17 protein-coding genes are annotated in these 20,986 nt (G+C 74.1%); 5 read left to right on the top strand and 12 right to left on the bottom strand.

From position 1 onward, the window contains the following. Positions 1-89: 89 nt before the first annotated feature. Positions 90-812 (bottom strand): TIGR03936 family radical SAM-associated protein, encoded by a 723-nt coding sequence (locus QE405_RS11950; protein WP_307200982.1) that lies wholly within the window; start codon positions 810-812, stop codon positions 90-92. Beyond that, positions 805-2,007, bottom strand: coding sequence for a winged helix DNA-binding domain-containing protein (locus QE405_RS11955; RefSeq protein WP_307200984.1), 1,203 nt, complete (start codon positions 2,005-2,007; stop codon positions 805-807). Before QE405_RS11955 ends, QE405_RS11950 begins: the two co-directional genes overlap by 8 nt. Before the next feature lie 72 nt (positions 2,008-2,079). On the opposite strand from QE405_RS11955, the gene QE405_RS11960 reads away from it, so the two are divergent. Beyond that, positions 2,080-2,799 (top strand): hypothetical protein, encoded by a 720-nt coding sequence (locus tag QE405_RS11960; RefSeq protein WP_307200986.1) that lies wholly within the window; start codon positions 2,080-2,082, stop codon positions 2,797-2,799. Between the two features lie 28 nt (positions 2,800-2,827). Next, the gene (locus QE405_RS11965; RefSeq protein WP_307200988.1) at positions 2,828-3,595 is read left to right on the top strand and encodes a DUF4190 domain-containing protein; all 768 of its coding nucleotides are present in this window, start codon (positions 2,828-2,830) and stop codon (positions 3,593-3,595) included. A gap of 18 nt (positions 3,596-3,613) precedes the next feature. On the opposite strand, the gene QE405_RS11970 is transcribed toward QE405_RS11965, so the two are convergent. From QE405_RS11970 to QE405_RS12015, 10 genes are all read right to left on the bottom strand, one after another. Then, positions 3,614-5,224: a hypothetical protein gene (locus QE405_RS11970; protein ID WP_307200990.1), complete on the bottom strand. Its 1,611-nt coding sequence runs from the start codon at positions 5,222-5,224 to the stop codon at positions 3,614-3,616. A 194-nt stretch (positions 5,225-5,418) separates the two neighbouring features. After that, positions 5,419-5,904, bottom strand: coding sequence for a GNAT family N-acetyltransferase (locus tag QE405_RS11975; RefSeq protein WP_307200992.1), 486 nt, complete (start codon positions 5,902-5,904; stop codon positions 5,419-5,421). A 20-nt stretch (positions 5,905-5,924) separates the two neighbouring features. Next, on the bottom strand, positions 5,925-7,940 hold the full coding sequence (locus QE405_RS11980; protein WP_307200994.1) for a TIGR03960 family B12-binding radical SAM protein: 2,016 nt from the start codon (positions 7,938-7,940) through the stop codon (positions 5,925-5,927). 458 nt (positions 7,941-8,398) lie between these two features. Beyond that, positions 8,399-9,598, bottom strand: a complete 1,200-nt coding sequence (gene rodA, locus QE405_RS11985; protein ID WP_307200997.1) for a rod shape-determining protein RodA — start codon at positions 9,596-9,598, stop codon at positions 8,399-8,401. Further along, positions 9,595-11,742, bottom strand: coding sequence for a penicillin-binding protein 2 (gene mrdA / locus QE405_RS11990; RefSeq protein WP_307200998.1), 2,148 nt, complete (start codon positions 11,740-11,742; stop codon positions 9,595-9,597). Before mrdA ends, rodA begins: the two co-directional genes overlap by 4 nt. Then, complete coding sequence (gene mreD / locus QE405_RS11995) at positions 11,742-12,254, bottom strand: rod shape-determining protein MreD (protein WP_307201000.1); 513 nt, start codon at positions 12,252-12,254, stop codon at positions 11,742-11,744. The genes mrdA and mreD overlap by 1 nt, the downstream gene beginning before the upstream one ends. Beyond that, the gene (gene mreC / locus QE405_RS12000; RefSeq protein ID WP_307201003.1) at positions 12,251-13,315 is read right to left on the bottom strand and encodes a rod shape-determining protein MreC; all 1,065 of its coding nucleotides are present in this window, start codon (positions 13,313-13,315) and stop codon (positions 12,251-12,253) included. The genes mreD and mreC overlap by 4 nt, the downstream gene beginning before the upstream one ends. A gap of 2 nt (positions 13,316-13,317) precedes the next feature. After that, a complete protein-coding gene (locus tag QE405_RS12005; protein WP_307201005.1) occupies positions 13,318-14,346 on the bottom strand; it encodes a rod shape-determining protein in 1,029 nt (342 codons plus the stop codon). A 590-nt stretch (positions 14,347-14,936) separates the two neighbouring features. After that, positions 14,937-16,070 (bottom strand): IS30 family transposase, encoded by a 1,134-nt coding sequence (locus QE405_RS12010; protein ID WP_307198779.1) that lies wholly within the window; start codon positions 16,068-16,070, stop codon positions 14,937-14,939. Positions 16,071-16,509: 439 nt separating this feature from the next. Beyond that, entirely contained in the window at positions 16,510-18,243 is a 1,734-nt protein-coding gene (locus tag QE405_RS12015; RefSeq protein ID WP_307201009.1) for an ABC-F family ATP-binding cassette domain-containing protein, read from the bottom strand. Between the two features lie 74 nt (positions 18,244-18,317). Here QE405_RS12015 and QE405_RS12020 point away from each other — a divergent pair, with 74 nt between their 5' ends. From QE405_RS12020 to QE405_RS12030, 3 genes are all read left to right on the top strand, one after another. After that, complete coding sequence (locus QE405_RS12020) at positions 18,318-19,253, top strand: MOSC domain-containing protein (protein WP_307201011.1); 936 nt, start codon at positions 18,318-18,320, stop codon at positions 19,251-19,253. 128 nt (positions 19,254-19,381) lie between these two features. Beyond that, positions 19,382-20,143, top strand: coding sequence for an SDR family oxidoreductase (locus QE405_RS12025; protein ID WP_307201012.1), 762 nt, complete (start codon positions 19,382-19,384; stop codon positions 20,141-20,143). Further along, positions 20,140-20,976 carry an SDR family NAD(P)-dependent oxidoreductase gene (locus QE405_RS12030; protein WP_307201015.1) on the top strand — a complete coding sequence of 279 codons (837 nt, stop codon included), beginning with the start codon at positions 20,140-20,142 and terminating at the stop codon, positions 20,974-20,976. The genes QE405_RS12025 and QE405_RS12030 overlap by 4 nt, the downstream gene beginning before the upstream one ends. Positions 20,977-20,986: the final 10 nt, after the last annotated feature.

The raw sequence follows: 20,986 nt of genomic DNA on the forward strand, positions 1-20,986 counted from the left end.
CACCGACCTCCGAGCCACGTCGCGGCGGCGCGACCGAGCACGCTCACCGTCCGCGAGTATCGCACACGCCGCTGCCGGAGACCGGTTCCTCAGCCGACGGCGGGGGCGAGCGGGTCGCCGACCACGGCCGACCCCTCGTCGAACGGACCCTGCGCCAGCCGCGTCAGCCGGGGCGACTCGCCGGGCTCGACACCGCTCGTGGCGCGCAGGCCGGTGAGCACGTCGTCGGGCCTCACCGCGGGCACGCCGTGCCGCAGCACGAGGTCGAGCTGCGGCGTACCGGCGGCGTCCTCGACAACCACCAGGCGCACGACGGCGGCACGGCAGTCGAAGGAGCGGACGCCCTTCTTCGTCATCCGCTCGACGAGCACCTCGCCCGCCGCGAGGAAGGCGGCGACGCCGGCCTCGAGCTCCGCCCGCGGGGTCGTGGTCTCGATGCGCCAGTGGCTGGCCTGGAGCAGGTCGGCGAGGGACCCGCCGGGCGACTCCACGACCTCGACGACGTCGAGGCCGTCGGGCAGTGCCTCGTCGAGGAGGGCGTGGACCTCGGCGGGGTCGACGACGGCGGCGAGGGCGATCTCGAGGTACTCCGCCTCGCTCGCCGAGCCCGTCGGGGCCGCGTTGGCGTAGGAGATGCGGGGGTGCGGGTTGAAGCCCGACGAGTAGGCCATCGGGATCCGCGCCCGGAACACCGCCCGCTCGAACGCGCGGCTGAAGTCGCGGTGGCTGGTGAAGCGGAGCCGGCCGCGCTTGGTGTAGCGGATGCGGAGCCGCTGGACGGGCGGGGCTTGCTGCTCGGGCTGGTCACGCACGGAGGACAGGGTACGGACAGTCCGCCGCCTCCTGCCGCATCGCCGCCGACGGGTAGACGGTGCCGACGCGGGTGCCGTCCAGCCACGCGGTCAGCCGCGCGGCCTCGACCCGGAGTGCGGCCGCGGCGTCGGCGCCGAGCGGCTCGAGCGGCCGCACCTCCACCACGCCCTCGGGGTCCTGCACCCAGCACCCGACGACGCGGCCGTCCCACCACGCCGTCGTGCCGGCGTTGCCGTTGCGGTCGAAGATCGCCGCGCGGTGTCCCCCGAGGTAGAAGTCCCGCTCCTTCCAACCCATGACGGTCGGGTCGAGCACCGGCAGCAGCGCGGCCCACGGCTCTGCCGTCGCGAGCGCCCCGTCCAGCAGCGGGTCGTCGGCGGCCACCCAGGCGGGACGTCCGTCCTCGAGCGCGACCTGCACCGCTCCGACGTCGGCGAGCGCGCGCCGTACGACGCCCTTGGTCGCCCCCAGCCACCAGACGACGTCGTCCTCGGTGCCGGGGCCGAACGTGCCCAGCCAGGCGGCGACGAGCCGGGCCCAGCCGGCGGCGGCATCGAGGGGAGCGGGGACCTCGCCGAGCCAGTCCGCGATCGCCGTCCAGCGCGGCCGCGACAGGCGCCAGTGCTGGGTGTTGGTGCCCCGCACCACGTGCGCGGAGAGGCCCAGGTTGGTGACGACCCGGCCGGCGAGCTGACGGACCTCGGCGGGCGCGCCGGCGGCCGTCAGCTCGGGCAGCACGGGGCGCAGGTCCTGCGCGGTCAGGCCCCCGGGCGCGCTCGCGAGGGCGTCGAGCACCCGGCCGCGGGCGTCGTCCAGCCACGCGTGGCCGTCGGGGGCGACGCCGAGGGCCACGGCGTCCTTGGCGACGCGGTTGCGCTCCGCGGCGAGCACCCGCGCGCTGGCGCTCCCCCACGCCGCCGGCAGGAGGTCGCGGGGGAAGACGAAGAGCGTGCGCCGCATGGCCAGCTGCTTGACGACGGCACGGGTCCCGTAGAGCTCGGCGTCGACGTCGGCCAGGGCCAGGTCCCGCACCCGGGCGTGCAGCGCGAGGTGCACGGTGGCGGGCTCGGTCGCGTGGAGCACCGTCATCGCCCGGACGGCGGCGAGCACGTCGTCGTACCGGTGCTGCGGCGCGACGCCGTGCCGCTGCGCCACCCGGGTGCGGCGTTCGGCATCGGTGACGGTGCGGACCATGGTGGGATCATGGCGCACCCCCGACGACGGGTGCAGCCCGAGATGCCCCCTGCCGATGGAGCTGGTCCCGCGATGAGCGACCCGCACGACCCCTACCGCTCGAGCCCCTACCCGCCGCCGCAGCAACCGCCCTGGGGCCAGGTCCACCCCGGTGGTGCACCGGCGCAGTGGGCACCGCAGAGCCCGTACGGCGCGCACCAGCCCGCGCGACGCGACGGCGTCTCCCTCACCGGCTTCTTCCTGAGCCTCACCTGCTGCCTCGGTCCGGTCGCCGTCATCCTGGGCCTCGTCGGGCTCGCGCGCACCGGTCGGGGCCGGCGGGAGGGGCGGTGGGCCGCCGTGTCCGCCATCGTCGTCGGCGGCCTCGGCACGCTGGGGATGGTCGGCGCGGTCGTGAGCGGCTTCTGGCTCTTCGGCAACACCAAGCTCATCGAGGAGACCTCGGTCGGCCACTGCTACGACCGCTGGCTCGAGGACTCCAGCTCGGTCCCGCTCCTGGCCCCCCGGGACTGCGACGAGCCCCACGACGGCGAGATGGTCGCCCTCACCGACCAGGCCGAGGTCGACGAGGTGTTCGCGTTCCTCGGCGTCGACCAGGACGAGGCGTCGGGCGACCAGCGCCGGGAGGCGTGCGCCCTCCTCGCCCCGGAGCGCTACGGCGACGCGCTCGGGAGCGACGACGTGCGTGCTCGTTTCCTCTCGGACTGGGAGGATCCCTCCGGACGCGACGTCGTCGGGTGCTTCGTCGAGGGCGCCGACGACCAGCTCACCGCACCGCTCGCCCAGCGGTGACCAGGCAGCACACGGACGAGGAGCCCTCATGAGCAACCCCTACGAGCCCGACCTCGGCAAGCCGGGCGACCAGCCGCAGCAGCCGGCGTGGGGCCAGGGCGGCCCGGGTCCGCAGGGTCAGCCTCCGCAGGGGCAGTACGGTCCCAGCTACCCGGCCTACGGCGGCCAGCAGTGGGGCGGGAGCCCGTACGGCGCGCAGCAGCCCACGACGACCGACGGCATCTCGATCACGGCGTTCGTGCTCAGCCTGACCTGCTGCCTGTCGTTCGTCGGTCTCATCCTCGGCTTCGTCGGTCTCGGCCGCACGAAGGACAACCGGCGCAAGGGACGCTGGGCGGCCGTCTCCGCGATCGTGATCGGTGCCCTCGGCACGCTCACGGCGATCGGCATCATCGTGGTCGCCGTGTTCGTCGGCACGAGCGCCATCGTTCCCGGCGAGGCCGAGGTCGGCGAGTGCGGCAACATCCTCAGCGAGGACCGCGACACCGTGACGATGACGTCGAAGGACTGCGGCGACCGCCACGACCTCGAGGTGGCCTACGTCGGCACCTTCGACGAGATCGAGGACTCGCAGTTCGTGCCGTCGAACCCGGACGACCTCACGGACGCCGGCATCTCCTTCGGCGTCTGCACCGACCTGATGCCCGCCGAGGACGCCTCCACCCTCGACGAGGCGGACGACGACCTCCGCTACGGCATCGTCACCGAGGACACCTCGCCCAGCGGCGACGAGGCGTTCTTCTGCTACGTCGAGCGTTCCGACGGCGAGAAGCTCGAGGGATCCCTGCTCGGCTGACCCGCCCCTCCCTCGGGGTCAGCGGATCGTGATCGTGCGCTCCTGGTTGGCCCCGAGGGCGAGCGCCCCGCCGGAGTAGCCCACCGTCATCCGGTAGGTCCCCCGCGCCAGGGCGGGAAGCGCGGTGCGGTGGGTGCCGCCCGCGAGGGCACGGGCACCGGAGTACCAGACCTGGCGTCCGTCGGCCCGGTAGATCCGGATGCCCACCGACCCGGCCGGCCGGGGCACCGCGGCCGTGCCGTTGCCGGTGAACGCGGCGCCGACGAGCATCGTGCCCGTGGCCCGCGGGGTCGGCATCCGGCTGATGGAGCTGCCCAGGACCGTGGCGCCCTTGTGGACGGTGAACGCGCTCGTCTGACGGGTGCCGTTGCCGGCGCCGTCCGTCGCGAGCACGAAGGTCGCGGTGTAGCGACCCGGAGCGAGCGCGGCGGGCACGCGGAACGACGCACGGCCGTGGGCGACCGTCGCCGTCTGGCGCGCGCCGACCCCGGTGAGCGTCACCGTCCCGGCTCCGTCCGCGACCCCGCTGACGCTGACGCCCACCCAGGTGGTGGTCGCGTAGCGCTGCCCCGTCGAGCCCGCGAACGTGAGCGCGACCGGAGGCACCGGCGTACCGGTCGGCTGGCTCGTCGGCGCGGTCGACGGCTCGGTGGTCGGCGTGGGCTCCGCGGTCGGCTCGGCGGTCGGCTCGGCGGTCGGCTCGGTGGTGGGCGGCGTGGTCGGGCCGGGGCACGCGACGACACTGCCGTGGTAGCTCCGGTCGGTGCTCCCCGAGCGGCTCGTCTCGCTCCAGAGCACGGTCACGTTGCTGACGCCGAGGGCGGAGAAGTCGAACGCGGCGGGCGCCGTGGCGGTCCACCCGTCGATCGTGCCGCCCTCGACCTGGCGCACGCCCGTGTAGGACCGCGTGCCGTCGCCGCGCCGGTAGGAGACGTCGGTGAGGCGCACGTCGGTGGCCGTCGGCGCCCAGCGGACGGTGCAGCCGTCGACCGTCGTCGTGGTGCCCCGCGTGGCCGTGCCGAGCACGCAGTCGAACGTGTCGAGCGGCGCGCTGTCCCACCAGGCGGCGGCGGGGTCGGCGCTGTTGCGGGCGTCGTACGTCGCGGTCGCACCCCCGGCGCGGACCGTCGCCGTCGCGCCCGCGCCCGACAGCGTGAGGGCGGTCGCGGGGTCGCGGCCGGCCGCACCGTCGACGTACACCTCGACGGGCTCCGCGAAGCGGCTCGTGAACGTGACGTCGCAGCCGGTGACCGTGGTGGTGACGAGGTCCTGGGCGCGGGCGGGGCCGAGGTACCACTCCCACGACAGCTCGTCCGGCTCCGCCAGGGTGTGCCCCGCCGTGGCGACCGCCTTGAGGTAGACGGTCCCGGTCGCGCCCCCCGACGCGGCCGGGACCGCCAGGCGCCCCGTGACCGGGGAGCCGCCCTCGTCGACGTAGCTCACGCCGGGCACGCTGGGCACCTCGACGGCGTTCCACGCGACGTACGTCGGCGTGGCCGGCCGCACCGTGGCCGGGTCGCCCGCCGTCGCCGGCGCCCCACCGCCGGCGAGCGCCAGGGCGGCCAGCACGGTCACCACCGTGCCCGTGACCGCCGTGGCGCCTGCCGCGACGCCCGTCCGTGCCCGCATGTCGTGCCTCCCGAGTCGAGGGTCCTCGGGGTGAAGGTCGGCAGGGAGGGGGCGAACCGGAGGAGAACGGCGGATCCCGGTCGGGGAACTGTGCGGGTGGGGCGGTCCGGGCCTGGTCCGAGCTGTCCCGGCCGCACAGTTCCGGGCCTCGGTCGGGGGCTGACCCGGAGCCGACGGGCGGCGCCCAGCTGTACCTAGCGCACGTCGTCGGCCGCGCGCCGCACGAGCAGGCCGTCGGTCGTCGTGAAGCCGTGGCGCGCGTAGAGCGCGACGCTCCGCGGCGACGGGCTCAGCACGATCCGGGCCCAGCCCGCGGCGTCGGCGTGGGCGGTGCAGGCGGCCAGCAGCGCCTCCCCCACACCACGTCCGCGCGCCTCGGGGCGCACGTAGAAGTTCGCGAGGTAGCCCCAGGCGGTCGGGCGGACCCGATCGGCGCGTCGCGGCGTCGGCATCCGCTCGAACTCGAGCACGTTGAGCATGCCGAGCGCACCCGCCTCGGGCCCGACCGCCAGCCAGGTGATCCGCTGGTCGCGCTCGCGGGCCCACCACGCGTCGAACCGCTCCGCGAAGGTGGGGTCGTCGAGCGGGCGGCCGGCGTCCTCCTCCGACCAGGCCCGGCGCAGCGACCGCGCCGCGGCCACGTCGGCGGCGACGCGGCCGTCGACGCGACGTACCAGCACGGCAGGGACCGACCCGCCGCTCACACCACCGAGAGCGGCAGCAGCGTGCGTCCGGTGGGGCCGACCTGGATCTCGGTGCCCATCTCGGGGCACACGCCGCAGTCGTAGCAGGGCGTCCAGCGGCAGTCCTCGACCTCGACGTCGGACGACCCGTCGGCCACCGCGAGGGCGTCCTCCCAGTCGGCCCACAGCCAGTCCTTATCGAGCCCGGAGTCGAGGTGGTCCCAGGGCAGGACCTCGTCGTACTCCCGCTCCCGCGTCGTGAACCACGCGAGGTCGACGCCGGTGCCGTCGAGCGCCGCGTCCGCAGCGGCGACCCAGCGGTCGTAGGAGAAGTGCTCGCTCCAGCCGTCGAACCGGCCGCCGTCGCGCCACACCGCCTCGATGACCCGACCCACCCGGCGGTCGCCGCGGGACAGCAGTCCCTCGATCGTGCCGGGCTTGCCGTCGTGGTAGCGGAAGCCGATGGCGCGGCCGTACTTCTTGTCCGCCCGCACCGTGTCGCGCAGCTTCTTCAGCCGCTCGTCCGTGGTCTCGTGGTCGAGCTGCGCCGCCCACTGGAACGGGGTGTGCGGCTTCGGCACGAACCCGCCGATGGAGACGGTGCAGCGCACGTCGTTGCGGCCCGACACCTCGCGGCCCTTCGCGATGACGCGCTTGGCCAGGTCGGCGATCTGCAGCACGTCCTCGTCGGTCTCGGTGGGGAGGCCGCACATGAAGTAGAGCTTCACCTGCCGCCACCCGTGGGAGTACGCCGCGGCGACCGTCGCGATGAGGTCGTCCTCGGTCACCATCTTGTTGATGACCTTGCGCATCCGCTCGCTGCCGCCCTCGGGCGCGAAGGTCAGGCCGGAGCGGCGACCGTTGCGCGAGAACTCGTTGGCGAGGTTGATGTTGAACGCGTCGACCCGGGTCGAGGGCAGCGAGAGCGAGACGTTCGAGCCCTCGTAGCGGTCGGCCAGCCCCTTCGCGACCTCGCCGATCTCCGTGTGGTCGGCGCTCGAGAGCGACAGCAGGCCGACCTCCTCGAAGCCCGACTTGCGGATGCCGTTCTCGACCATGGTGCCGATGGTCTCGATGGACCGCTCGCGCACCGGCCGCGTGATCATGCCGGCCTGGCAGAAGCGGCAGCCGCGGGTGCAGCCGCGGAAGATCTCCACCGAGAAGCGCTCGTGGACGGTCTCGGCGAGCGGCACCAGCGGCTTCGCCGGGTAGGGCCAGGCGTCGAGGTCCATGAGCGTGTGCTTGCGGACGCGGTGCGGCACGCCGGGCAGCGCGGGCTCGTAGGCCGTGATGGTGCCGTCCGCGCCGTACGCCACGGAGTAGAACTTCGGGACGTAGACGTTGCCGGTGACCGCGAGGCGCCGGAGCAGCTCGTCGCGGCCGGACAGGCCGAGCTCGTCGTTGCCGGGACGCCCCTGGCCCTTCCACTCCCGCACGACCTCGGAGATCGCGAGCACGACCTCCTCGCCGTCGCCGAGCACGGCGGCGTCGAGGAAGTCGGCGATCGGCTCGGGGTTGAACGCCGCGTGGCCGCCGGCGAGCACCACCGGGTCGTCCGCGCCGCGGTCGACCGCGTGGAGCGGGATGCCGGCGAGGTCGAGCGCGGTGAGCATGTTGGTGTAGCCGAGCTCGGTCGAGAAGCTGAGGCCGAAGACGTCGAACGCGCCGACGGGACGGTGGGCGTCCACGGTGAACTGCGGGATCGGTCCCCGCTCGTCACCGGCGCGCAGCACGGCCTCCATGTCGGGCCACACCGAGTAGGTGCGCTCCGCGACGATCCAGTCCCGCTCGTTGAGCACCTCGTAGAGGATCTGCACGCCCTGGTTGGGCAAGCCGACCTCGTAGGCGTCGGGGTACATGAGCGCCCAGCGAACCGTCGGACCGGTGCCCGCCTGTTCGCCGCAGTCCCAGTCCTTGACCGTCGAGTTGAGCTCGCCGCCGACGTACTGGATCGGCTTGGAGACGCCCGCGAGCTTCGGCTCGAGACGGGCGAAGACGGACTCGGGGGCGGAGTCGGTCACGGGGGACGGCACGAGGACACCTCGGTGGTCGGGGGCAGGACGACGTCCCAGGGTACGGCGCGCCCCCGGCCCGGGCCTACTCCGGCGGCCGACGCGGGTCGGCTGCGGGCGCGGGGCCGGGCGTGGGGTCGAGGCCCCGACCGGGCGACGTACGGGGAGCGGCGGACGCCGTCCGGGCACTGGCGGGCGCCGTCCCGGGAACGGCGTGCGTCGTCCCGGGAGAGAAAACGCGGAACGCCCCAGGGCCGGCCCTGCGCGGGTGAAAGAGAACGCGGACGCCGAGCCGCGACACGCCGAGGCAACCTTCGCGCCCGTCCGCGTTTTCTTTCTCCGACTCCCGCCAGCCGCGCACTCTTCTCCGCCACGCTCGCCGCGTCCGCGTTTCCCTGATCCCGAGCGGGCTGAGTCCGAGCGGGCTGAGTCCGAGCGGGCTGAGTCCGACGAGGCTGCCGGACGCCGACGCGAAGCGCTCAGCCGGCCTCGCCCCGCGTGCCGTTGCGGAGGTGGATGCTCTGCAGCACCCCGACGGCGAGCATGACGGCGAAGAGGGACGAGCCGCCGTAGGAGACGAACGGCAGCGGCACGCCGGTGACCGGCATGATGCCGAGGCACATGCCGACGTTCTGGAACGCCTGGAAGCCGAACCAGCAGGCGATGCCACCGGCGGCCACGCGGCCGAAGGCGTCGTCGGAGGCCGACGCGATCCGCAGGGCCCGCCAGACGACGAGCGCCAGGAGCGCGACGATGAGGCCGGCGCCGACGAGGCCCAGCTCCTCCCCCGCGACGGTGAAGATGAAGTCGGTCTGCTGCTCGGGCACGAAGCCGGAACGCGTCTGCGAGCCGTTGAAGAGACCCTGGCCGAAGAGCCCGCCGTTGCCGATGGCGATGCGGGCCTGCTCCGTGTTGTAGCCCGCGCCGAGGGGGTCGCGGTTGGGGTCGAGGAACGCCAGGAAGCGGTCGAGCTGGTAGGGCTTGAGGATCCCGGCCCCCACCGCCGCGACGGCGGCCCCCGCACCCGCGCCCACGAGCCCGACGAGCCAGCGCCGGGGCGTGCCGGCGATCGCGAGCACGCCGAGCACGGTCGCGCTCAGCACGAGCATGGTGCCCAGGTCGGGCTGCCCCAGGATCAGCACGGCGGGCACCGCGGCGATCGCGAGCAGGCCGACGACCTCGCGGGTGCCGACCGAGCGGCGCCACGACGCCTGGGCCCGTTCCGCGACGAGGAGTGCCATGCCGACGACGACCGCGAGCTTGGCGAACTCGGCGGGCTGGATCGACATGCCGGCGATGCGCAGCCACGACCGGGACCCGTTGATGGTCGAGCCCATGACGAGCACGAGCACGAGGCCGACCACGGAGACGAGGTAGACCAGGGGCGCGACGATCCGCAGCCAGCGGTGGTCGGTCGCCACGACGACGACCGCCAGCACCACGCCGATCGCGACGTTGACGAGCTGGCGGCGCAGGAAGGCGGTCGAGTCGTCACCGACGAGCGAGGCGCGCGTGGCCGTGGCCGACCAGACCAGCAGCGTGCCGACCACCAGCAGGACCGCGACGGCGCCGAGGAGCACCCAGTCGAGGCCGGGGATGCGGGTGCGGGTCGTGGCGGCGGCCGCCCCCCGGCCGCCGAGCGGCCGGGCGCCGAGCGGGCGCAGCGGGGTGACGGTCACGAGCCCTCCTGCGGGTCGCGGGCCGGCGGGAGGATGGAGCCGTCCGGCGTGAACGTCGGCAGCTCCTCGCCGGCGACGACGCCCGGGATCGCCGCGGCGGTCGGGACGACCTGGTCGCCCTCCACGCCGTACAGCGACTCCCAGATCGCGCGCACCGCCGGACCCGACGTACCCGAGCCCGTGCCGCCCTGCGACACCATCATGACGACGACGTAGTCGTCGGAGTACGACGCGACCCACGACGTCGACTGCTTGCCGTAGACCTCCGCGGAGCCGGTCTTGGACCGCACCACGACGTCGCCGAGCGGGAAGCCGCCCATGCGCCAGGCCATGGTGCCCTCACGCGTCACGCCCTGCAGCGCCCCGTCGATGTAGTCGACCACGTCGGAGGGCACGTCGACCGTCGCCTTGACCTCGGGCTCGATCTCGCGGACCAGCTCACCGTCGGGCGAGACCACGGCCTTCGCGACCCGGGGCTCGTAGAGCGTGCCGCCGTTGGCGAGCGCGGCGTACGCGTCGGCCAGCTGCAGCGGCGTGACGATCGTGTCGCCCTGCCCGATGGAGAAGTTGACGGCGTCGCCGGCCCGGTAGGCGTAGCCCTCCGCGCAGAACTCGCGGGCGAACCGGTGCTGGAAGTCGTTGCCGTCCTCCTCGGCGAGGTCGCAGTAGAAGTCCTTCTGCGCGTCGTAGTACTCCCGCTTCCAGGCACGGTCGGCGATCCGACCCGACGCCTCGCCGGGCAGGTCGACGCCCGTCGCGGTGCCGAAGCCCCACTCCTTCGCCTCGTCGACCAGCGGGTCGAAGGCGTCGACGTCCTCGACGTCGGAGCCGTAGGTGGCCCAGAAGTCGTAGCCGATCCGGTAGAAGAAGGTGTTGCAGGAGACCTCGAGCGCCTTCGCGAAGCCGATCGAGCCGTAGGCCCCCGACTCGTAGTTCTTGAAGTCGCGGTTGCCGACCCGCAGGCTCGACGAGCAGTCGAGGCGGCTGTCGGTGGTGTAGCCGTTCTCGAGCGCCCCCGCCGTCATGAACGGCTTCCAGGTCGACCCGGGGGCGAACTGGCCCTGGGTCGCGCGGGAGAGCAGCGGGGTGCCGGCCTCCTCCGAGTAGAGCCGGTCGAGGTCCGTCTGCGAGATGCCGCCCGTCCACACGCCCGGGTCGTAGGTCGGCTGGCTCGCCATCGCCACGATCCGGCCCGTGTCGGCCTCCATGACGACCACGGCGCCGGAGTCCGCGACGTAGTTGCGGCCCGTCACGGTGTCCCGCGTGTTCCGCGCCGTCTCGATCGTGGACGCCAGCTGCTGCTCGACGACCGACTGCACCTGGGCGTCGATCGACGTCACGAGGGTGTCGCCCGGCGTCGCCTCGATCTCCGAGTCGTCCCCGATCACCTGGCCCATGGAGTCGACCGCCACGCGCCGGTAGCCGGGCATGCCGCGCAACCACGCGTCGTACTCCTGCTCGATGCCGGCGCGCCCCACCACGGACGCACCGTTGACGGACGCGTCGTCGGCGTCCTCCGCCGCGTCGAGCTCGCTCTCGGTGATGGGGCTGAGGTAGCCGAGGAGGTGGGCGGCGTTGACGCCGTACGGCGCGGGGTAGTCCCGCACCGTCTGCTCGTCCACGACGACGGCCGGGTAGTCCTCGGGCTGCTCGCGGATCGCCAGCGCGACCTCGCGGTCGACGTCGACGGCGATGGGCACGGGCTGGTACGGCGAGCCGTTCCAGCAGGTGCCCTCGACCGAGCCCGCGTCGCCGCAGTCGAGCAGGGCGGCGTCGAGGGCCGTGCGCTCGAGGCCGACGGCGGTGGCCACCCGGTCGCGGAGCACCTCGGCGGCGTCCTCGTCCATCCGGCCGAGCACGCTGCGGTCGACCGCGACGACCCAGGCCGTGCGGTTCGCGACGAGCGGCCGGCCCTGCGCGTCGACGATGAGGCCGCGCTGCGGCTGCACGACGATGTCGCGCACCGACTGCGACGCGGCCTTCGCCTGGTAGAGCTCGCCGTCGAGCACCTGGACGTACCAGAGCCGCGCGAGCAGCGTGCCGAACAGCGCCAGCACGAGCGCCTGCACGACGATGAGCCGGAGCCGGCTCCGCTTCGCGCCGGGGCTCTCCGGGGTCGCGCGGCGCGTGAGCGAGGCGGCCATCAGGCGAACCGTCGCTGGGGTTCGAAGCTCGTCAGCAGCACGAGGAGGGGCAGCAGCACCAGCGGGGCCACGACGACGTCGCTCACCAGGCCGACCCCCACCGCGGCGAGCACGTCACCGACGGACGTCGCCGGGTCCTGCATGACCACCCCGAGCAGCGCGAACACGGACGACCCGACGAACGACGCGACGGCGGCGGTCACGAGCACCACGGGCAGCGTGGGCCGCTCGTCGCGGCGGACGCTGCCCGCGACGTACCCGACGACCATGAGCGCGAGCGCCCACCGGCCCGCCAGGTGGTCCGCCGGCGGGGCGAGGTCGAGCGCGAGCCCGGCGCAGAAGCCGAGGATCACTCCGACGTTCGGACCGCGGGTGAGGGCGCCGGCGACGACCACGAGCAGCACGAGGTTGGGCACGACACCGCGCCACGACAGCTCCGGCAGCAGCGCAGCCTGCAGCACCACGGCGACGAGGACGGCGAGGGCGGTCACGGCCGTGCGGGCGGCGTTCATCGGCGGATCCCATCGGGTCCGATGAGAGCGCGGTCGCTCTCGGTGTCGGGGGGCACGACGACGCCGACCGTGTCGAGCCGGCTGAAGTCGACGAACGGCTTGATGACAGCGCGCTTCGTGGTGTCGCGCGGCGTCGAGAACAGCTCCGTGACGGTGCCGATCGGCACACCCGCGACGTAGGGACCGGCGTTGCCGCTCCCCCAGGTCGCGACGACGTCGCCCTCGGCCGGTACGACGGTGGTGTCGACCAGGTCGAGGTCGAGGCGGCTCGGCTCCGACAACGAGCCGCCGCCCGAGAGGAAGCCGACCTCGTTGGAGCTGCCCACCCGGGCACCGACGGTGGAGTCCGCGTCGACCACGAGGAGCACGGTCGCGGTCGTGCGGGTCACGCCGACGACGCGGCCCACCAGGCCCGCCGGGGCGATGACGGTCATGTCGGGCTGCACGCCCGACGACGTGCCGGCGTCGATGGTGACGGTGCGGGTGAAGGTCTGCGCCGCGCCGTACGCGACGACCCGGGCGGGGACGAGGTCGACCTGCTGGGCGGCGGCGGCGGTGAGGAGGCCGTCGTACTCGGCCAGGCGCGCACGGTCGAGCGGGTCGGTCGCCAGCCGGTTCTCCAGCTCGGCGTTCTCCGCCTCCGCGGTCGCGAGCTGGTCGCGCAGGGACGACTGCGTGCGGAACCACGCGGGGACGGCCGCCACGGGGCGGACCACCGCGTCCGCCACGGTCTCGAGGGGTCCGACGACCTCGCCCACCACGGTGCGCGCGGGCTCGACGGGCGAGCTGTCGCCGCCGAGGTAGTCGAGGGTCATGAGGGAGAGGCCGGTGATGGCGAGCGCCGCCACCAGGGCACGGGGCGGGCGCCGCTCCTGGGCCTCGCCGGGCGCCCACGACACGGTGAGCGGGAGGCGACGCAGGCGGGCGAGGCCACGGGGACGGCCCGTGCGACCGAGCCGGTCGTCCTTGCCGGGGCGGGGGGTGCGGTCGCCGGGGCCGACGGGACCGCCCGGGCCGCCGGTGTCGGGGCCGCTCGGCGGGAGGGGGGTGCGGAGGGCCACCGTCAGTACCTCCGGCGGTCGGAGACGAGCACCGCCTGGAGGGCCTCGAACTCCTCCACGCAGCGACCCGCGCCGAGGGCGACCGACGTCAGCGGGCTCTCCGCGACGTGCACCGGCATGCCGGTCTCGTGGCGGATGCGCTCGTCGAGGCCGTGGAGCAGGGCGCCGCCACCGGTGAGCACGATGCCGCGGTCCATGATGTCGCCGGCCAGCTCGGGCGGCGTCTGGTCGAGGGTGACGCGCACGGCGTCGACGATCGCGTGCACCGGCTCCTCGAGCGCGTGGCGGATCTCGGACGTGCTCACGCTGACGGTGCGCGGGAGACCGGAGACGAGGTCGCGGCCGCGCACCTCCACGTCGGTCTCGGCCGACGACGGGAAGGCCGAGCCGACCGTCGTCTTGATCTCCTCGGCCGTGCGCTCGCCCAGCAGCAGCGAGTGCTCCTTCTTCATCCACGCGATGACGGCCTGGTCGAGGTCGTCGCCGGCGGTGCGGATGGACAGGGACGTCACGATGCCGCCGAGGGAGATGACGGCGACCTCCGTCGTGCCGCCGCCGACGTCGACGACCATGTTGCCCGTCGCCTCGTGGACCGGCAGGCCGGCGCCGATCGCGGCGGCCATCGGCTCCTCGACGATGTAGACCCGGCGGGCGCCCGCCTGGTAGCCCGCCTCCTTGACGGCGCGCTGCTCCACGGCGGTGATGCCGCTCGGCACGCAGACGACGAGGCGCGGCTTGGCCAGGTAGCGACGCTTGTGCACCGCCTGGATGAAAAACCGGAGCATCTGCTCGCAGGCCTCGAAGTCAGCGATGACGCCGTCCTTGAGGGGCCGGATCGGCATGATCGTGTCGGGGGCGCGGCCGATCATGCGCTTGGCCTCGTGGCCGACCGCGACGATCTCCTGCGTCATCGTGTTGAGGGCGACGACCGACGGTTCGTCGAGCAGCACGCCCTTGCCACGCACGTAGACGAGCGTGTTCGCGGTGCCCAGGTCGACCGCCATGTCGCGGCCGATGACGCCTCTCATCATCCGGTGTGCCTCGCTCTGGGTAGGACCCGTGCGGGTCCGATGGGGAAGGAGGGCGTCGACGAGCAGCCGAGCCCGGATCCCGAGCGTAGGAGCGTCCCCGGGGCTCAGCGGGGAGGCACGCCGGTGGGTGGGGCCGCGCGCGTCGAATTGGGTCGGACGGCGCGGCGGGGGCGTCGAGTTTGGTCGAACGGCGCGGCAGGCGCGCCGAGGTGGGTCGAACGGCGCGGCAGGCGCGCCGAGGTGGGTCGAACGGCGCGGCAGGCGCGCCGAGGTGGGTCGAACGGCGCGGCAGGCGCGCCGAGGTGGGTCGAACGGCGCGGCAGGCGCGCCGAGGTGGGTCGAACGGCGCGGCAGGCGCGCCGAGGTGGGTCGAACGGCGCGGCAGGCGCGCCGAGGTGGGTCGAACGGCGCGGCAGGCGCGCCGAGTTGTCATGTACGCCGCGGCGGGGGCGCCGAACTGTACGAAGTGCTTGAGCACTCGTCGCCGAGGCGGACGACATGCCCGGGCCAGCTCGGGGGAGAAAACGCGGACGCGGCCCCGTCCGGGGGAAAGAGAACGCGGACCCCGGACCGCGACACGCCGGGCGGCTTCAGGTGGTCGGTGCAACGTTGAGTAGTTGTTGGAGCCTATCGGCGGGGGTGTCCCAGTTGAGGGTTTGGCGGGGGCGGATGTTGAGGAGGCGTTCGGTCTCGGTGATGTCGGCGTCGCTGACGTGGTTGAAGTCGGTGCCCTTGGGGTGGATGTCGCGCACGAGTCCGTTGGTGTTCTCGTTGGTGCCGCGTTGCCAGGGGCTGTGGGGGTCGGCGAAGTAGACGGGGCATCCGGTGGCCAGGGTGAAGGTGGTGTGCGCGGCCATCTCGCTGCCCTGGTCCCAGGTCAGCGAGCGGCGCAACGACTCGGGCAGGTTGGTCATCATCGTGACCAGGGCAGCTGCGACGGTGGTGGCGTCGTGGGTCAGCGGCAGCCGTCGGATCAGGGCGTAGCGGGTCGAGCGTTCGACCAGGGTGATCAACGCCGAACGCCCGCCGGCGCCGATGACGAGGTCGCCCTCCCAGTGCCCGGGTACGGCGCGGTCGGCGGCTTCGGGTGGGCGGTGGCTGATGTGGGCCTCGGCACCGATCCAGGACCGGTTGGACCGTGGGGGCAGCGCCGAGCGGGGCCGACGGCTGGTGCGGCCGCTGCGCAACGCTTTCTCGACCTTCAGCTCCTCACGCAGCGATCCCTTGCCCTGCACGTAGAGCGCTTGGTAGATCGTCTCGTGGCTCACCTGCATATCGTCGCGCCCCGGATAGCACCGCCGCAGATCCTGGCTGACCTGCACGGGTGAGAACCGGTTGTTCAACCGGACCAGCACCGCTGCGCGCAGCACCTCACCGGCACCCCCATCCACACCCGCATCCACACCCGCATCCACGCCGGTGTCTGCACGAACTGCGAGCTTGGACGGGCGGGGCCGGGGCCGGCGCTGCTCGGTCATCACCTGCGCTGCAGCAGCGTGGTAGCGACCCAGGCGGGTGTTGCGGGCCAGTTCGCGTCCCACCGTGCTGCGGTGCACCCCGAGCTCGGCAGCGATCCGTGCTGGACACCGTCCCTCGCTGCGACGGATCTGGATCAAGGCCCGCCCGGCCTGGCTCAACCGGCCGTGCTCATCGACCCAGTCACCGTCCAGCGGGGGTGGATGGGCACCGACAACACCGCCGTGGCGGCCCTTGCGCAGTCGCATGCCAGCGACTGTGGCCCATGAAGCCACCGTGTCTCGATCCCACCCCAGCAACTCGGACACCTGCTTCGCCGGGACCCCGGCCGCCAACAGCCCCAGACCCCGCGCACGCGCCGCTTCTTGATCCCGCAACACAACCCCCACAGCCGTGTTGCACCGACCACTAGAAACCGCCCCGAGGGCCGGCCCCGTTCGGTCCGCGTTTTCTCTCTCCGAGCTGAGCGCCGCGCGCACTTTCCTGCTCGGCGCTCCAAGGCCCGGGCGACGCCGGGCCACCACGCACCATCGGCACAGTTGCAGCCGGCCCGCCCAGCGACCACGCAGCCGGCTGCCAGCTCGACGCGCTGACCGCGCCGTCCGACCAAACTCGACGCCCCCGCCGCGCCGTCCGACCAAACTCGACGCCCCCGCCGCGCCGTCCGACCAAACTCGACGCGCCGACCTACCGCGCCCGCGCCACGCGCCCCTCGTCCCAGACGGGCTCGGTGGACTCGTAGACGGTGCCGTCGGCGCCGTACACGAGGAACCGGTCGAAGCCGCGCGCGAACCAGCGGTCGTGGGTGACCGCGAGCACCGTGCCCTCGAAGGCTGCCAGACCCTCCTCGAGCGCCTCGGCCGAGGCGACGTCGAGGTTGTCCGTCGGCTCGTCGAGCAGCAGCAGCGTCGCGCCCGACAGCTCGAGCAGCAGGATCTGGAAGCGCGCCTGCTGGCCGCCGGACAGCGACTCGTAGGGCTGGTCGGCACTCGCCGCGAGCTCGTAGCGGTCGAGCACGCGGGCGGCCTGCTCCCGCCCCATGCCGGCCCGTCCGTGGGGCGAGCCGTCGCCGCGGTGGAGGATCTCCGTCAACGTGCGTCCGACGAGCTCCGGGTGCTCGTGCGTCTGCACGAACCACCCGGGCCGTACCCGCGCGCCGAGGCGCGCGCGTCCCGTGTGGGGCACCGGCGCGGGCGGGGTCTCCCCCACCGGCCGGTGCTCGACGTCGGGGTCGGTGCCGCCGCCGGCCAGCAGGCGCAGGAAGTGCGACTTGCCGGACCCGTTGGACCCGAGCACGGCCACGCGCTCGCCGTACCAGACCTCCAGGTCGAACGGGTCCATCAGCCCCGTGAGCCCCAGCTGCTCGCAGACGACGGCGCGCTTGCCCGTGCGCCCGCCCCGCAGCCGCATCGTCACCTGCTGCTCGCGCGGCTGCGCGGTGGGCGGGCCGGCCTCCTCGAACTTCGACAGCCGGGTCTGCGCCGCCTTGTAGGCGCCCGCCATCCCGTCGTTGAACTCCGACTTCACCCGCAGCCGGTGCACGAGGGCCTTGAGCTTGGCGTGCTCCTCGTCCCAGCGCCGCCGCAGCTCCTCGAACCGCTCGAACCGGTCGCGCCGCGCGTCGTGGTAGCTCCCGAAGCCGCCGACGTGGGTCCACACCGAGTTGCCCGCGCCCGCGCTGCCGAGCTCGACCGTCACCACCCGCGTGGCGGTGGTGGCGAGCAGCTCGCGGTCGTGGCTGACGAGCAGGATCGTCTTCGACGACGCGGCGATGCGCTGCTCGAGCCAGATCTTGCCGGGTACGTCGAGGTAGTTGTCCGGCTCGTCGAGGAGCAGCACCTCGTCGGGTCCGCGGAGCAGGTACTCCAGCACGAGCCGCTTCTGCTCGCCGCCCGACAGCGTGCGCAGCAGGCGGTTCCGTGCCCGCTCCCACGGCATCCCCAGCGCGGCGACGGCGCACGTGTCCCAGACGACCTCGATCTCGTACCCGCCGGCGTCGGCGAGCTCGCCGAGGGCCGTGGCGTACCGCATCTGCGTCGGCTCGTCGTCGGTCTCCATGAGCGCCAGCTCGCACCGGTCGACCGCGGCGAGGGCCGCGCGCACCCGCTCGGGGGCGACCGAGGCGAGCAGGTCGCCCACCGTCGGGTCGGTGACCTCCGCGTCGTCGCCGTCCGCACCCGTGCGCACGACGCCCTGCCCGACGAACTGCCGCATCACGCCGAGCCCGCCCGACCGCGTCACCGCGCCCTCGTGGGGCACGAGGTCGCCCGTCACGATGCGCAGCAGCGTCGTCTTGCCCGCGCCGTTGGCGCCGACGAGCGCGACCTTCTGCCCGTCGCCGACCCGGAACGAGACGTCGGCCAGCAGCACCCGCCCGTCCGGCAGCTCGTAGCGCACCCCGGCGACGTCCACGTGACCCACGGGGAGCCATCATCCGGTGCCCCGCCGCGCTGCGCCAGCCGATTACCGGGGCCGCCCCCGACTACCCTCCTCGCGTGCCGCTCACCGTCTCCGCCCTGCACCGCTACCCGGTCAAGTCGATGCACGCCGAGGACCTCGACGTCGCGACCGTCGAGCCCTGGGGCCTCGCGGGCGACCGGCGGTGGATGGTCGTCGAGGCCGCGGAGGGCCGGGGCGGCCGCCAGCCGGGGGACTTCGTGTCGGCGCGCACCGATCCGGCCCTGCTGCTCGTGCGGGCCCGCCTCCTCGCGGAGGGGTACGACGCGCTCGAGCTCACCACGGGCACCGGAGCCGCGTCGTCCTCGATCACGGTGCGCGTCCCGGACCCGGCCCCCCAGGTGCCCGTCGAGGTGTGGGGCTCCCACCTCACGGCGGCCCCGCAGCCGGCCGCCGACGCCTGGCTCGGCGATCTCCTCGGCCGGCCCGTGCACCTCGTCCACCTCGACGACCCGACCCGGCGTCCGACCGACCCGCGGTTCTCCCACCCCGACGACCGTGTCTCGTTCGCCGACGGCTACCCCCTCCTCGTGACCACCACCGCGTCCCTCACGGCGGTGAACGACGCCCTCCTCGAGCACACCGAGGGTGCCGCGGAGTCGCTCACGATGGCCCGGTTCCGCCCCAACCTCGTGCTCACCGGTGACGAGCCGGCGTGGGCCGAGGACGACTGGCGGCGCATCCGCGTCGGCGACGTGACCTTCCGCGCGGTCAAGGGCTGCGCGCGCTGCGTCATGACGACGTTCGACCCCGAGACGGGCGAGCGCGGCCACGAGCCGACGCGCACGCTCGCGCGGCTGCGCCGGTACGACGGGGGTGTCTGGTTCGGCGTCAACCTCGTGCCCGACGTGCCCACGCCCTCCCCCGGCGCGACCTCCCCCGGCGCACCCGCCCCCGAGATCCGGCTCGGCGACGAGGTCGAGGTGCTCGAGCGGGTGCCCGCCGGCGGCGGCCCCCTCCGCTCGCCCGCCTGACGAGCCCACCCGACGAGCCCGCTCGACAAGCCCGCCTGACGGGCACCCCGGACGGGTCGGCGCCGATCTGGTAGGCATGGCCCAGGTCACACCGCGTCCCGCAGGTCCCGCAACAGGAAGGCACCGCCATGCCCGCATCCCCCGGCCTCGCCGGCAAGACCGCCCTCGTCACCGGCGCCAGCCGCGGCATCGGCCTCGCCATCGCCCAGCGGCTCGTCGACGAGGGCGCCCGGGTCGTCATCACCGCGCGCAAGGTCGACGCGCTGGAGGCGGCGGTGGCCGAGCTGGGCGGACCGTCCAAGGCGCTCGGCATCGCCGGCCGCGCCGACGACGAGGAGCACCAGGCGGACGTCGTCGCCCGCGCGGTCGAGACCTTCGGCAGCCTCGACCTGCTCGTCAACAACACGGGCATCAACCCCACCTACGGCACGCTCATGGAGATCGACCTCGACGCGGCGCGGAAGATCCTCGAGGTCAACGCGATCGGCACGCTGGCCTGGACCCAGAAGGTCGTCGGCGGCTGGATGGCCGAGCACGGCGGCGCCATCGTCAACGTCGTCTCCGTCGCGGGCCTACGCCCGGCGCCGGGCATCGGCTTCTACGGCGCCTCCAAGGCGCTGCTCGTGCACCTCACCGAGGAGCTCGCCGTCGAGCTCGGCCCCGGCATCCGGGTCAACGCCGTGGCGCCGGCCGTCGTCAAGACGCGCTTCGCCGAGGCGCTCTACTCCGGTCGCGAGGAGGAGGTCTCCGCGGCCTACCCCCTCCAGCGCCTCGGTGTCCCCGAGGACATCGCCGGCGCCGTCGCCCACCTGCTCTCCGACGACGCCTCGTGGACCACGGGCCAGACCCTCGTGCTCGACGGCGGCCTGACGCTGACGGGCGGCGTGTGAGCACGTCGCCGGCCCCCGCCGACCGGCTCGCCGGCCTCGGGGTCGTCGTCACCGGCGGCGGGCGCGGCATCGGCCGCGCCCTCGCCGTGCGCGCGGCCGCCGAGGGTGCCCGCGTCGTCGTCAACGACCTCGACCCGGACGCGGCCGCCGCCGTCGCGGCGGAGGTCGGCGGCGCCGCGGCCCCCGGGGACGTCGCCACCACCGACGGCGTACGCCGCGTGCTCGCCACCGCCGTCGCCGAGCTCGGCCGGGTGGACGTCTTCCTCGCCAACGCCGGCATCGACTCGACGTCCGGCGGGATGGTGGACGAGGCGCCCAGCCTCGCGACCTCCGACGAGGCGTGGGCACGCATGCTCGACGTCAACGTCATGGCCCACGTGCGGGCGGCCCGCGAGCTCGTCCCCGGCTGGCTCGCCCGGGCCGAGGAGACCGGCGGCACCGGCGGACGCTTCGTCGTCACCGCCTCGGCGGCCGGGCTGCTGACGATGCTGGGCTCCGCGCCGTACTCGGTGACGAAGCACGCCGCCGTCGGGTTCGCGGAGTGGTTGAGCGCGACGTACGGGCACCGGGGCGTCGCCGTGCAGGCGCTGTGCCCGCAGGGCGTGCGGACCGCCATGCTCGAGAACGCCGGTCCGCTCACGGGACTGCTCTCGCGCGACTCGGCGCTGGAGCCCTCCGACGTGGCCGACGCCTGGGTGCGCGCGCTGGACGAGCAGCGGTTCCTCGTGCTGCCGCACCCCGAGGTGGCGGACTACTACGCGGCGCGGGCGACCGACACCGACCGCTGGCTCGCGGGCATGCAGCGCCTCCAGGCGAAGCTGGACCGGGGCTGAGCCCCGGGCA

Origin of the sequence: Nocardioides zeae (assembly GCF_030818655.1) — a bacterium.
GTDB lineage: Bacteria > Actinomycetota > Actinomycetes > Propionibacteriales > Nocardioidaceae > Nocardioides > Nocardioides zeae_A.

What these genes read in the sequence shown, in the direction of transcription:
- QE405_RS11955 (WP_307200984.1), bottom strand. Translation starts at nt 2,007, where the DNA reads ATGGTCCGCACCGTCACCGATGCCGAACGCCGCACCCGGGTGGCGCAG.
- QE405_RS11960 (WP_307200986.1), top strand. Translation starts at nt 2,080, where the DNA reads ATGAGCGACCCGCACGACCCCTACCGCTCGAGCCCCTACCCGCCGCCG.
- QE405_RS11965 (WP_307200988.1), top strand. Translation starts at nt 2,828, where the DNA reads ATGAGCAACCCCTACGAGCCCGACCTCGGCAAGCCGGGCGACCAGCCG.
- QE405_RS11970 (WP_307200990.1), bottom strand. Translation starts at nt 5,224, where the DNA reads ATGCGGGCACGGACGGGCGTCGCGGCAGGCGCCACGGCGGTCACGGGC.
- mrdA (WP_307200998.1), bottom strand. Translation starts at nt 11,742, where the DNA reads ATGGCCGCCTCGCTCACGCGCCGCGCGACCCCGGAGAGCCCCGGCGCG.
- mreD (WP_307201000.1), bottom strand. Translation starts at nt 12,254, where the DNA reads ATGAACGCCGCCCGCACGGCCGTGACCGCCCTCGCCGTCCTCGTCGCC.
- QE405_RS12005 (WP_307201005.1), bottom strand. Translation starts at nt 14,346, where the DNA reads ATGATGAGAGGCGTCATCGGCCGCGACATGGCGGTCGACCTGGGCACC.
- QE405_RS12010 (WP_307198779.1), bottom strand. Translation starts at nt 16,070, where the DNA reads ATGCGACTGCGCAAGGGCCGCCACGGCGGTGTTGTCGGTGCCCATCCA.
- QE405_RS12025 (WP_307201012.1), top strand. Translation starts at nt 19,382, where the DNA reads ATGCCCGCATCCCCCGGCCTCGCCGGCAAGACCGCCCTCGTCACCGGC.